The following is an 11506-nucleotide window of genomic DNA, read 5'->3' on the forward strand; positions in this document are numbered from 1 at the left end:
ATGTCATAATGTGCATTATCGGACAACAGATGGTTTGTGTGTATTCCTCCTTCGTGACCGTCCCGTGTCAGCCCAAGCGCCTCGTGATATCCACCGTTGTGTCCACCGACTCGCGTGCGTGACGAGTCCAGGTGCAGGGCAAGCGTCTCGACGCACACCACCTGATCCCCGACCTCCGTCTTGACCACGCCCAGTGGCTTCCAGCCCGCTGAAGCCGACGCTTGACCAACCAACCAATAGCCTTTAGGCCTATCGCTTGAGGTCAGGCTCCCCCTTTTGAGTTACTTGGCGGTTTCTCGACGCTAACCCCAAGTACCCTCTCGACATGAATGTGAATAGGGGATTCAGATTCGGCATCGACGGCAACGACAACCAGCAGGATGCAGTGGCATGGGCACAAGGCAACGTCGACGAGATGCTGGCGTGGCGCGAGAAACTCCCGTCCTGGGAGCAGCTAGCTCAACCAGGATCACAACTCGAGATGCTACTAGAAGAGCTGCCGTCCTTCCCGCCGGTCGACCTGCGCCTTACGCTGGATCACGCGCTTGAGACTGCCTTCGTCTTCCTCGACGAGATCGGCCGTATCACGCGGCAGCAACAACCGAGTTCCCCTCCGGTCGTCTTGTCAGACTTCCGAGGTGCGCTCTTGGCAAGCGCTCGAGTCCACTACGCTCTGCTTCCTGACGTGCACGGTCCCAGTCGTCAAGAACGGGCGCTAAAGGTCATGCGTCAAGAGGCCAACAGTCTCGCCCAGCTCTACGAGCAGGCCGCGTCACTCAGGGAGGCGGGGTTCTGCAACCTGCCGCCCGAGCCGGATGTGCAAGCAAGCCTGCGTGCAATTAGACGGCTGCGTGCCAATGGGAATCCGCCGCCGCGAGACGCAAACATGCTCCGCGAAGTCGCAGCGATGATGGACCAAATACCCATCCAACAAGGTGGCTTCCCAGGCATCAAGCACGAATTGGTCGCGACGTTCAACGTGTCAAGCGGGATCGTCCACGGATACGGGTGGCCCGGTCTACTCTGGCAAATCGGCGATCTGCCCATTGATGCGCCCCAGAATTTTCTTCTCGGAAGTATCCTTGCGCACAACGCTCACCGCCTCGTGCTCGAAACTGCGGGTCTGGATGCTTCGTAGACTCAAGCGCCAGGCAGGGCCCTTCCAGAGATTGACACATTGCAGATGGCGTTTGGATCAGATTCCCTGACAACGAGTCGTCACCCCGTAGCCCCTCCGCCGAGGTGCGACAACTCTCTTTTCACCGGGCAGGCGTCGCACTCGTAGGAATGCTCGCATTGGGCGCGCGGTGTCCTCTACTCCTCGTCTCCCAGCGCGAAGTGCTCCGAGAGCTTATTCAGCGTGAACTCCTGACGAAGCTTGCCGGCGCTGTTCTGGTTGGCGAACATGCCTTTTTCCCAGAACGCCTCTTCGCGAGGGCTGCTGGCGATCCATTCGACCGGGATCGCGTATTCGGCGTCCTCGTCGCTGTCGGTCTCAGGAGACGAGCCATGACGGTAGCGGCCAGAGAGCGGTAAGTCGCGCAACGGCGTCCAGTCACCGTTCACCCGAACATTTGCCTCGTCGAAGCGATGTGCGGGACCCAGGGTCTCGCCGACGGCTACGTACCCGGCCTTGGGGATGTAGACGTTGACGCGTGCACCTGTCGGCACGGAGCGCAGCGAGCGGGAGTACCAGCCGCCGCCTCCCGCTGAGACGAAGCCAAAACGGCGGCCGTCTACCCACTGGCGTCCACCCTCATACTCGCCGAAGGAAACGAACCAGTCTCGCCCGTTCCAGTCGGCGCGCTTCCCCTTCTTGATCGTGCCTGGCCTCGATGTTCCCTCCCCTGGTTCGGCCAGCCATGAACGAGCCAGGTACCGGCGGTCATTGTCCTCCAGGTGAGCAAAGAACACGGCGTTGATGGGGACGCCGAACGTCCGAAGATAGGTCACGATGCGCTCGGAGCTGTCGTCCAGTTTGGTGGCCACGATGGTGAGCTGCAATTCGGCGTTCAACTCGTCGGGAGGCGGAGTATCGAACGTGTCGGCGAAGGCCGCTTCGAAAGGTGCGCCGAGGTGCTTGTGGGCGATGTCGATCAGGTCGTCGCGTGTGAGTGTGCCGGCCCACGAGCCATAGTCAAGTATTTGGGCGACCACCTCGCGAGGAGTTTTGTCACGCTTGAGTTCGAGAACGTGGACCGCGCCGTCGGCGTCCAGCGCCAGCAAGTCGATGTACTTGTTGTAGGGCGTGCGAACCTGGCGTCCAATCACGAGCAAAGGGGCGCCCAAGAGCGAAGGGTCCTTCTCGAGGAAGTCCTCCAGCATCGCCTCCGTGGGCAGCGCGCTCGTCACGATCCGCTGGGGCTTTTCGCCGTCGATCCTCCACAGGCCCATCTCTATCGGCATGCGACAAGTGTCGCATAACCACCAACGCGCCCAGCCAAACCGCGTTCCACTGGACCTGCCGGGGCCGCGCCTGGGCGACCAAGAGGGCGACAGACGCCCCGAGGGAATTGCCGACCAAGGCGAGCGGCGGCGCCGTGCAAGAAGACGACGGTCGGCTGGTCCGCCGGCGACGCCTCCGCCGAGCCCGAACTCACCGAACCGCTCGGCGGGCCTGCAACAGCGAGGCCCCGGTGCGCTGGCGGTAGCGCTTCATCGCCTCCACGACCCGCCGCTGAGCGACGAGATCGGCCTCGTCGGCGCTCAGCGGGGCCAGCGGCGTCCGGGGGTCTTCGACCGGATCCTTCCGCACCAGCATCGTCAAGTAGGACGCCGCCCCCGCCAGCAGCGCGAGCCCGGCCACCGCGCACACCCACGCCGGCAGCGTCGCCACCGGCTGCGGCAGGAGAACCCCCGCCAGCACCGTCACCGCTAGTGCGAGGGCCAGCGCCACCGGGAGGGCCGCCCGGTTCTTGCTCCGCACGAGCGCCGAGAAGGTCTGGGCGATCACCCAGCAGGTCACCGCCAGCACGAGGATCGCCACCGGGGCGCCGAGCCGGATCGGCACCTCGCCACCCCAGCTCGTCGCCGCGCTCAGCACTCCCCCTGCGCCCAGATACCCGGCGACACCCACGAGGATCGCGCCGATGACCGAGCGCCGATCGAGTGCGCGCTCCCGCGGCAGGACGCTCTCCGCATAGGCGCGCGGGTCGCCGAACGCCTCCTGCGGCGTCTGCCCCGAGTCGGCCACGTGCGCCTCCACCTCGGCGAGCGCCTCGCCGGTCTGTGCCCCGTCGGCGCCGCGGAGGCGCAGCTCGGCGGCGAAACGGCTGAGCCAGCCGTCGGTCGTGGCCGGGTCGACGGTGATCGGCTTGTCCGTCATGAGGTGCTCCTTGAGGGTGAGAGAAAGCGGCTCGTCAGCTCGGCGAACTGACGCCACTCGTCCGAGAGGGTGGCGACCCGCTGGTGCCCCAGCGGGGTGAGCTCGAAGAACTTGCGCCCCGGGCCCCCGTCGCCGGCCGCCCAATGCGTGGTGACCAGCCCGGACGCCTCCAGCCGCGTCAGCAGCGGGTACAGCGTGCCGCCCTTGATCTCCCCATAGCCGGACTCCCCCAGCCGCTGGGCGATCGCGTAGCCGTAGCTCGGCCCATCGGACAGCACGCGGAGCACCGAGACCTCCAGCACTCCCCGGAGCCATTCGCCGGGCCAACTCTTCGAATCCACGACTAGAGAATAGCACCAACTAGTTTGTCGCGCTATCTAGTGGCCCGGGTCAGCGGCCGGGTCGGAGCGCTCCCGGGCTAGGAAGTGCTGCAGGTTTCCGGCTGAGTATTGTCCCGGCCGATCATGAGTGCTGATACCTGTCCCCAGCTGCGCTCCCGTCGCTGACAGCGCGCGCGGGCGTCAACGGTGCCGGTAGATCTCGCGCCGATGTCCGACGGCGAGCACCAGAACGACCAGGACGCCGTCATCGATGTCGTAGATGATGCGGTAGTCACCTGTGCGAACGCGCCACTCGCCGCCGCCGCCGCCGATCAGCTTCTTCGCGCCGGGCGGACGTGGTTCGCGCGCCAGCAATTCGATCGCCGCTTGGACGCGTCGGCGAGCGGGCCCCTCGAGCTTCCGCAACTGCCGTGCCGCGGCGGGGCTGACGGCGATGTCATAGGTCATGCGAGGCCGAGATCGGCTTTCACCTGCTCCCACGGGATGGTGCCGGCCTCGGCAATCTCGGAGCGGGCCTTGCGGGCCGCCTCGGCGTCGGCCAAGTCTTCGGCGGCCTCGAGCAACCGATCGAGATCGTCGGCATCGATCACGGCGGCGACGCGCTGACCCCGCCGCGTCAAATAAACGGGATCATGACGAACGCGGGCATCATCGACAACATCGGCAAGGCGGGCGCGGGCCGCGGTGACGGAGATCTCGGGCATGTGCACAGTATGCGTCGAGAGCGCTGAAATGTACATCTGAGAGAGTGGTGTGCAACCCGTCGGAGCACGCCATACTTTCATCGCGTCGGGCGTACGACCGGCCCCTGACGAGCAACGACGGGAGTCCCATGGGAGCGCTGGAGTTGGTGATCGCGCTCGGCTGCGCGATCGTGGCGGGCGAGGTCATCGCGCGCCGGTTCACCCTGCCGACGCCGATCGTGCTCGTCGCGGCCGGGCTGGGGCTGGCCGCGCTGCCGTTCGTCGGCACGGTCGAACTGCCGGCCGAGGTGGTGCTCGTGCTCTTCCTGCCGGTGCTGCTGTTCTGGGAGAGCCTCACGATGTCCGCGCGCGAGATGCGCCGGTACATCCGCGGCATCACGCTGACCGGCGTCCTGCTGGTGATCGTGACGGCCGCCGCCGTCGCGGTCGTCGGGCACGCGCTGGGGCTGGCGTGGGGCACCGCGTGGATCATCGGCGCCGCCGTCGCCCCGACGGACGCCACGGCCGTCGCCGCCATGGGCCGCGGCCTGCCCCGCCGGACGATGGTCATCCTGCGCGCCGAGAGCCTCATCAACGACGGCACGGCGCTCGTCATCTACGCGCTCGCCGTCGGTCTCGTCACCGGCGAGGAGACCCTGTCCGCCGTGCACGTGGCGAGCCTGTTCACGGTGTCGTTCTTCGGCGGCATCCTCATCGGACTGGCCGCCGGCTACGGCATCTTCGCGCTGCGCCGGCGCGTGCACGACCCGATGGTGAACAACGTGATCCTGTTGCTGACGCCGTTCGTGGTGTACTTCCTGGCCGAGGAGGTCCACGCGTCCGGCGTGCTGGCCGTCGTCACGTGCGGCCTGCTGTGGGCGCGCATCTCCCCCGCCGTCGTATCGGCGTCCGCGCGGCAGCGGGCCACGCCGTTCTGGAGCCTGACGACGTTCGTGCTGAACGGCGCCCTCTTCGTCCTGATCGGGCTCGAGTTGCCGGTCGCGGCCGGCGGCCTGGTCGGGTCGGGCATCGGCACGGCGATCCTCGTCACGGTCGCCGTGCATCTCACCACGATCGTGACGCGGTTCCTGTTCCTCGTGGTGAGCGCGTACCTGATCCGGCTGCTGGACAGACGTCCGTCGCAGCGCGCCCTGAGGACCACCAACCGAGCCCGCGCCGTGAGCGCTGTCGCCGGCTTCCGGGGCGCCGTGTCGCTGGCTGTGGCCCTGTCGGTGCCGGCGACCCTCGCCGGCGAGGCGTTCCCGGCGCGCGACATGATCGTGTTCGTGACGGCCGGCGTCGTCGTGAACACGCTGCTGTTCCAGGGGCTGGCGCTCCCCTTCGTGATCCGGTGGGCCGGGCTCCCCGAAGACCACTCGGCGCGCGACGAGCTCGAGGCCGCCACCCGGGCCGCCGACAGCGAGGCCCTCGCCGCCCTCCCCGAGCTGGCCGACGAGCTCGGGGTCGGCGACGCGACCGTCGATCGCCTCCGCCGCGAGTACGCCGACCGGCTCGCCGAGTCGTGCCACGACCAGACCACGTCGGGCGAGGCGTCCACCACCTACGGACGCCGCCGCGAGGCCGAGCTGCGCCTCGCCCTGCTCTCCCACCAGCGCTCGACCGTCATCCGGCTGCGCGACGAGGGGCGCATCGACGACGCGGTGCTGCGGCAGCTGCAGGCGCGCCTCGACCTGGAGGAGATCCGCCTCTCCGGCGGCCCCGTCGTCGAGTGATCCTGCCCGGACGCCGCGGGTGCGGCTGGGCGCGCCCCGGCGTCCGACATGACCCGAATCGGTCGACCCTCACTCCCCCACGTAGGCCGCCAGGTACTCGCCCGTGAGGGTGGACCGCGCGGCGACCAGGTCGGCCGGTGTGCCGGTGAAGACGACGCGGCCGCCGTCGGTGCCGGCCCCCGGCCCGAGGTCGATGATCCAGTCCGCGTGGGCCATCACCGCCTGGTGATGCTCGATGACGATCACGGACTTGCCCGCGTCCACCAGCCGGTCGAGCAGCCCGAGCAACTGCTCCACGTCGGCCAGGTGCAGCCCCGTCGTGGGCTCGTCGAGCACGTAGATCGACCCCTTCGCCCCCATCTCCGCGGCCAGCTTGAGCCGCTGCCGTTCCCCGCCCGACAACGACGTCAGCGGCTGCCCGATCGTCAGATACCCCAGGCCCACGTCGGCGAGGCGCGTCAGGATCGCGTGGGCCGCCGGCGTCCGGGCGTCGCCGGAGCCGAAGAACTCCGCCGCCTGCGTGACCGGCATCGCGAGTACCTCGCTGATGTCGCGCCCTCCGAGCCGGTACTCCAACACCGACGCCATGAACCGCTTGCCCTCGCACTCTTCGCAGGTGGTCGCGACCGACTCGAAGAAGCTCAGCTCGGTGTAGGTCACGCCCGCGCCCTTGCAGGTGGGGCACGCCCCCTCGGAGTTCGGGCTGAACAGGGCGGGCTTCACCTTGTTCGCCTTCGCGAACGCCTTGCGGATCGGGTCGAGCAGGCCCGTGTAGGTGGCCGGGTTGCTGCGGCGCGACCCCTTGATCGGGGCCTGGTCGATCGTGACGACGCCGTCGCGGCCCTCGACCGACCCGGCGATCAGCGAGCTCTTGCCCGACCCGGCCACGCCGGTGAGCACGGTGAGGACGCCGAGCGGAATGTCCACGTCCACCCCCTGCAGGTTGTGCGTGGACGCCCCGCGGATCTCCAGCGCGCCCGCCGGGGCGCGCACGGCGTCCTTCACGCGCGCGCGGTCGTCGAGGTGTCGCCCGGTGAGCGTGCCACTGCCGCGAAGCCCGGCGACCGTGCCCTCGAAGACGATCTCGCCGCCCGCGGTGCCCGCGCCCGGGCCGAGGTCGACGACGTGGTCGGCGATCGCGATCATCTCGGGCTTGTGCTCGACGACGAGCACGGTGTTGCCCTTGTCGCGCAGCTGTTGCAGCAGGTCGTTCATGCGCGCGATGTCGTGCGGGTGCAGCCCGATGCTGGGCTCGTCGAACACGTAGGTCACGTCGGTCAGCGACGACCCGAGGTGCCGGATCATCCGCGTCCGCTGAGACTCCCCGCCCGAGAGCGTGCCCGCCGGACGATCGAGGCTCAGGTACCCCAGCCCGATCTCCACGAACTTGTCGAGCAGCAGCCGCAGACCCTTCAGCAGCGGCTCGACCTGGGGCAGGTCGAGCCCGCGCACCCAGGCGGCGAGCTCGGTGATCTGCAGGGAGCAGGCGTCCGCGATGCTGACGCCGCCGATCGTGGACGTCCGCGCCCCCTCGGCCAGCCGGGTGCCCTCGCACTCGGGGCACGTCTGGAACGTGATCGCCCGCTCGACGAACGCGCGGACGTGCGGCTGCATCGCCTCCGGATCCTTGCTGAGCATCGATTTCGTGATCTTCGGGATCAGCCCCTCGTAGGTCAGGTTGATGCCCTCGACCTTGATCTTCGTCGGCTCGCGGTACAGCAGGTCGTGCAGCTCCCGCTTCGTGTACCGGCCGATCGGCTTGTCGGCGTCGAAGTAGCCCGACCCCTTGTAGATGCGGCCGTACCAGCCGTCCATCGAGTAGCCCGGGATCGTGAGCGCGCCCTCGTTGAGCGATTTTCCGGCGTCGTAGAGCGCGGTCAGGTCGAAGTCGCTCACCGACCCGCGGCCCTCGCAGCGCGGGCACATGCCGCCCGTGCGCGTGAACGTCGCCTTCTCGGCCTTCGTCTTCGCCCCGCGCTGCACCGTGATCGCGCCCGACGCGCTCACGCTGGCCACGTTGAACGAGTACGCGCTGGGCGGCCCGATGTGCGGCTCGGCGACCCGGCTGAACAGGATGCGCAGCATCGCGTTCGCATCCGTCGCCGTGCCGACCGTGGACCGGGGATCGCCGCCCATGCGCTGCTGGTCGACGATGATCGCCGTGGTCAGGCCGTCCAGAAAATCCACGTCGGGACGCGGCAGCCGCGGCATGAACCCCTGGACGAACGCCGAGTACGTCTCGTTGATGAGCCGCTGGCTCTCGGCCGCGATCGTGTCGAACACCAGCGAGCTCTTGCCCGAGCCCGACACCCCCGTGAACACCGTGAGCCGCCGCTTCGGCAACTCCAGGGACACGCCCTTGAGGTTGTTCTCCCGCGCCCCCTGCACCCGGATCAGGTCGTGGCTGTCGGCGACGTGCGTCATGAGTCTCCTTCGTCGAGCACCTGCGCGCCGAGCCTAAACGGTGCGGGTGACAAAACGACGATCCTCGCGGCGGCGTCGTGGTCAGCCCTCCGGGGGGCGGGGTCGGGCGGACGCCTCGTCGCGGGCCGGCGCGCTGAGCGCGCCGTCGAATCGGCGGCGGACGGCGGCCGCGAGGCTGTCGACGTCCCGGACGCCGCGGGCGTCCACGCCCAACCGGGACGCCGTCTGCAGCACGAGCGGCTGGCGCAGCCGGGCCTCTCCGACGAGGGCGGCGTCCGAGAGCACGTCGCCCGGGGGGCCGCTGACCGCGGCGCCTCGCCGCAGGACGGCGACGGCGTCCGCCCACGCCAGCGCGAAGTCGACGTCGTGGGTGGCGATGACGACGGTCGTCCGTGCGGCGAGCATGGCCTCCAGCGCGCCGACCATCTCGTCGACGCCCTGCGGGTCGAGGCCCGCGGTCGGCTCGTCGAGCAGCATCACGCACGGGCGCATCGCCAGCGCCCCCGCGATCGCCACCCGCTTGCGCTGCCCGAACGACAGCTCGTGGATGGGGCGGTCGGCCAGGTCCTCGATGGAGAGCACGGCGAGGGCGTCCTCGACGCGGGCGCGCACCTGCTCCTCGGGGAGCCCGAGGTTCAGCGGCCCGAACGACACGTCGCGGAACACGTCGGCGGCGAAGAGCTGGTCGTCGGGGTTCTGCGCGACGAGCTGGACGACCTGTCGGTGCTCCCGCAGCCCGCGTCGCCCGTAGTCGGTGGGCACATCGTCCACGAGCACCGCGCCGGCGGCGGGCCGCTGGGCGCCCGACAGAGTTCGCAGCAGCGTCGTCTTGCCCGACCCGTTCGCGCCGAGCAGGGCGAGGCGGCGTCCGCTCGGGACGTCGAGGTCGAGCCCCTGCAGCACGGCCCGCCCCTCGAAAGAGACCCCCAGCCCGCGCGCCGCGAGATGGCGATGGCTCACCGGACGACCTCCCACGCGACGCTCACCGCGACGAGCGTCGCGAGCCCGGCCACGCTCAGCGCGAGGAACGCCCCCGAACGGCGCCGGGGTCGCTCCAGCGTCACGAGGGTGTCGGTGTAGCCGCGCCCGGTCAGACCCTCCTCGAGCCGGCGGGCGCGGTCCCACGCGCGCAGGAACAATGCGGACGCCCCCATGCCGGCCGAGCGCATGGTCGTCCGACGGTTGACCATGCCGAGGCGCGCCCCCTGGGCGTCCCGGACGGCGTACGCGCTTTCGAGCAGCCCGAACGTGAACCGGTACACCAGCGCGGCGATCTCGACCAGCGGCGCCGGGACGCGGGCGCGCCGGCAGGCCGAGAACAGGTCCACCATCGGGGTCGAGCACGCGAGCGTGAACATCGCCAGCACGGCCGCGAGCGCCCGGACGGCCAAGTGGCCGGCCATGGCCGTGCCCTCCGGCGTGACGGCCAGCCGGACGCCGGCGTCCCAACTGACGCTCACCGCGACGGTCGCGACGCCGATCGCGATGGAGACGAGCGGCAGCCACAGGATGCGCCCCAGCCGGGCCGCCCCCACGTCGATCGGCCCGAGCAGCAGGGCGAGGCACACGACGACGATCGCGGCGTCCCCCGGCAGCGGCGGCAGCGACACGGCCGCGACCAGCAGCCCCAGGCTGAGGACGCCCTTGTCGCGCACCGAGCGCGTCCGCCACGGGCTGGACCAGGCCGCGCGGTCGAGGGCCAAGCCGTGGCTCATCGCGGCCCGGGTGGGCCGGCATGCTCGTCCGCGGCCCCTTCTTGGACGCCGAGCGCGCGCTCCGCGCGGCGGCGTCCCCACAAGGCGCCCACGGCGAAGCCGAGCACACAGCCGCCGATCGCGGCCTGGAGCGCGAAGAGACCTGACTCGACCTCCCCGGACGCCGGCTCGAACAGCGGCGTGAACCACTGCCGGTAGCCGGGGTGGGCCTCCTGGATGGCGCTGGTCGCCGAGGAGTCGGTCCCGACGAACCCCTCCTCCCCGGTGGAGCGCGCGCTGCCGAGGGTGAAACTGAGGGCGAAAATCACGACGAGGGCGACCACGAGCGCCCACGTGACGAGGGTCTTGCGACGAGTGTTCTTCATCACGCCACCGCCTGGTTCGCGCGCGGCTTCAGGACGCCCAGCTTGACCAGCTCGGGGTGCGCGACGTCGCGCAGCAGCCGGAACACCAGCACCCCGAGGACGCCCTCGGCGAGGGCCAGCGGGACCTGCGTCAGGGCGAACACGCCCAGGAACTTCGCGAGCGAACCGGCCAACCCCGAGACCGGATCGGGGAACGCGATGGCGAGCTGCGCCGACGTGACGCAGTAGGTGGACAGGTCGGCGAAGGCGAGCGCCAAGAAGACGCCGACGTTGGCGTTCCAGCGCAGCCGCTTGGCCAGGACCCAGAACGCGTACCCCACCCAGGGGCCGACGATGCCCATGCTGAAGACGTTCGCGCCGAGCGTCGTGATGCCGCCGTGCGCGAGCAGCAGGGCCTGGAAGATCAGGACCACCGACGACAGGAACGCCATCACGGGTGGGCCGAACAGCACCGCCCCTAGTCCGGTGCCGGTCGGGTGCGACGAGCTGCCCGTGACCGAGGGCAGCTTGATCGAGGAGAGCACGAACGTGAACGCGCCGGCGGCGGCGAGCAGCAGCCGCGATTCGGGGTGCTCGCGCGACTCGGCGATCACGCGCCGGGCGCCGTGGATGACGAACGGCGCCGACACCGCGTACCAGGCGACGCAGTGGGTGACGGGGAGGAATCCTTCTGCGATGTGCATCGCGTTCCCTTTCTAGGAGACATGGGCCTAAGGAACCGTCTTTCGATGCACGTATCTGACTTCCCCGGATCGTTTCCGGGGTCACAGTGGCCCGTCCGTCCCGGATTTTCACCGGGTTCCGCGCACGAAAGGCACCCCTGAGTCTGTCACAGATGCGGGACGCCCGCGTCGATTCCGCGGTGCCCGGGACGACGTCTGCCGCGGGGTGAGTGCGTTTCTACCTGACGTTCTCCACAC

The 11506-nt window shown here is 69.5% G+C and carries 12 protein-coding genes and 1 riboswitch; of the genes, 2 read left to right on the forward strand and 10 right to left on the reverse strand.

The genetic code is table 11. The features are described 5' to 3' along the window. The first annotated feature begins 325 nt into the window (after window positions 1–325). Window positions 326–1138, forward strand: a complete 813-nt coding sequence (locus WMJ97_RS11655) for a hypothetical protein (RefSeq protein ID WP_347349167.1) — start codon at window positions 326–328, stop codon at window positions 1136–1138. Window positions 1139–1314: 176 nt separating this feature from the next. Here the strand turns inward: WMJ97_RS11655 and WMJ97_RS11660 are convergent, their stop codons facing one another. The 5 genes from WMJ97_RS11660 to WMJ97_RS11680 all read right to left on the reverse strand — a co-directional run bounded on the left by WMJ97_RS11660 (window position 1315) and on the right by WMJ97_RS11680 (window position 4370). Continuing rightward, on the reverse strand, window positions 1315–2406 hold the full coding sequence (locus WMJ97_RS11660; RefSeq protein ID WP_347349168.1) for a hypothetical protein: 1092 nt from the start codon (window positions 2404–2406) through the stop codon (window positions 1315–1317). 190 nt (window positions 2407–2596) lie between these two features. Beyond that, window positions 2597–3325 carry a hypothetical protein gene (locus WMJ97_RS11665; RefSeq protein WP_347349169.1) on the reverse strand — a complete coding sequence of 243 codons (729 nt, stop codon included), beginning with the start codon at window positions 3323–3325 and terminating at the stop codon, window positions 2597–2599. After that, a complete protein-coding gene (locus WMJ97_RS11670; RefSeq protein WP_347349170.1) occupies window positions 3322–3666 on the reverse strand; it encodes a PadR family transcriptional regulator in 345 nt (114 codons plus the stop codon). Before WMJ97_RS11670 ends, WMJ97_RS11665 begins: the two co-directional genes overlap by 4 nt. Window positions 3667–3846: 180 nt before the next feature. Then, the gene (locus WMJ97_RS11675) at window positions 3847–4113 is read right to left on the reverse strand and encodes a type II toxin-antitoxin system RelE/ParE family toxin (protein ID WP_347349171.1); all 267 of its coding nucleotides are present in this window, start codon (window positions 4111–4113) and stop codon (window positions 3847–3849) included. Next, complete coding sequence (locus tag WMJ97_RS11680) at window positions 4110–4370, reverse strand: type II toxin-antitoxin system Phd/YefM family antitoxin (protein ID WP_347349172.1); 261 nt, start codon at window positions 4368–4370, stop codon at window positions 4110–4112. The genes WMJ97_RS11675 and WMJ97_RS11680 overlap by 4 nt, the downstream gene beginning before the upstream one ends. 128 nt (window positions 4371–4498) lie before the next feature. Between WMJ97_RS11680 and WMJ97_RS11685 the strand changes: the two genes are divergently transcribed. Continuing rightward, window positions 4499–6082: a Na+/H+ antiporter gene (locus WMJ97_RS11685; RefSeq protein WP_347349173.1), complete on the forward strand. Its 1584-nt coding sequence runs from the start codon at window positions 4499–4501 to the stop codon at window positions 6080–6082. Between the two features lie 69 nt (window positions 6083–6151). Here the strand turns inward: WMJ97_RS11685 and WMJ97_RS11690 are convergent, their stop codons facing one another. The 5 genes from WMJ97_RS11690 to WMJ97_RS11710 form a co-directional block, all read right to left on the reverse strand. Further along, complete coding sequence (locus WMJ97_RS11690; RefSeq protein WP_347349174.1) at window positions 6152–8506, reverse strand: excinuclease ABC subunit UvrA; 2355 nt, start codon at window positions 8504–8506, stop codon at window positions 6152–6154. Window positions 8507–8587: 81 nt separating this feature from the next. Then, entirely contained in the window at window positions 8588–9466 is an 879-nt protein-coding gene (locus WMJ97_RS11695) for an ATP-binding cassette domain-containing protein (protein ID WP_347349175.1), read from the reverse strand. After that, window positions 9463–10221, reverse strand: a complete 759-nt coding sequence (gene cbiQ, locus WMJ97_RS11700) for a cobalt ECF transporter T component CbiQ (protein WP_347349176.1) — start codon at window positions 10219–10221, stop codon at window positions 9463–9465. Before cbiQ ends, WMJ97_RS11695 begins: the two co-directional genes overlap by 4 nt. Continuing rightward, window positions 10218–10586 carry an energy-coupling factor ABC transporter substrate-binding protein gene (locus tag WMJ97_RS11705; RefSeq protein WP_347349177.1) on the reverse strand — a complete coding sequence of 123 codons (369 nt, stop codon included), beginning with the start codon at window positions 10584–10586 and terminating at the stop codon, window positions 10218–10220. Before WMJ97_RS11705 ends, cbiQ begins: the two co-directional genes overlap by 4 nt. Beyond that, entirely contained in the window at window positions 10586–11269 is a 684-nt protein-coding gene (locus WMJ97_RS11710; RefSeq protein ID WP_347349178.1) for an energy-coupling factor ABC transporter permease, read from the reverse strand. Before WMJ97_RS11710 ends, WMJ97_RS11705 begins: the two co-directional genes overlap by 1 nt. A 51-nt stretch (window positions 11270–11320) precedes the next feature. Continuing rightward, window positions 11321–11389, reverse strand: a riboswitch (cobalamin riboswitch). Between the last annotated feature and the right edge of the window lie 117 nt (window positions 11390–11506).

The sequence above is a fragment of the Nigerium sp. genome (genome assembly GCF_039811905.1).
In the GTDB taxonomy this organism is placed as follows: Bacteria; Actinomycetota; Actinomycetes; order Propionibacteriales; family Propionibacteriaceae; genus Propioniciclava.

Coding starts and splice junctions, on each gene's coding strand:
- WMJ97_RS11660 (WP_347349168.1), bottom strand. CDS start 2,406: ATGCCGATAGAGATGGGCCTGTGGAGGATCGACGGCGAAAAGCCCCAG.
- WMJ97_RS11690 (WP_347349174.1), bottom strand. CDS start 8,506: ATGACGCACGTCGCCGACAGCCACGACCTGATCCGGGTGCAGGGGGCG.
- WMJ97_RS11665 (WP_347349169.1), bottom strand. CDS start 3,325: ATGACGGACAAGCCGATCACCGTCGACCCGGCCACGACCGACGGCTGG.
- WMJ97_RS11705 (WP_347349177.1), bottom strand. CDS start 10,586: ATGAAGAACACTCGTCGCAAGACCCTCGTCACGTGGGCGCTCGTGGTC.
- WMJ97_RS11680 (WP_347349172.1), bottom strand. CDS start 4,370: ATGCCCGAGATCTCCGTCACCGCGGCCCGCGCCCGCCTTGCCGATGTT.
- WMJ97_RS11685 (WP_347349173.1), top strand. CDS start 4,499: ATGGGAGCGCTGGAGTTGGTGATCGCGCTCGGCTGCGCGATCGTGGCG.
- WMJ97_RS11675 (WP_347349171.1), bottom strand. CDS start 4,113: ATGACCTATGACATCGCCGTCAGCCCCGCCGCGGCACGGCAGTTGCGG.
- WMJ97_RS11655 (WP_347349167.1), top strand. CDS start 326: ATGAATGTGAATAGGGGATTCAGATTCGGCATCGACGGCAACGACAAC.
- WMJ97_RS11710 (WP_347349178.1), bottom strand. CDS start 11,269: ATGCACATCGCAGAAGGATTCCTCCCCGTCACCCACTGCGTCGCCTGG.
- cbiQ (WP_347349176.1), bottom strand. CDS start 10,221: ATGAGCCACGGCTTGGCCCTCGACCGCGCGGCCTGGTCCAGCCCGTGG.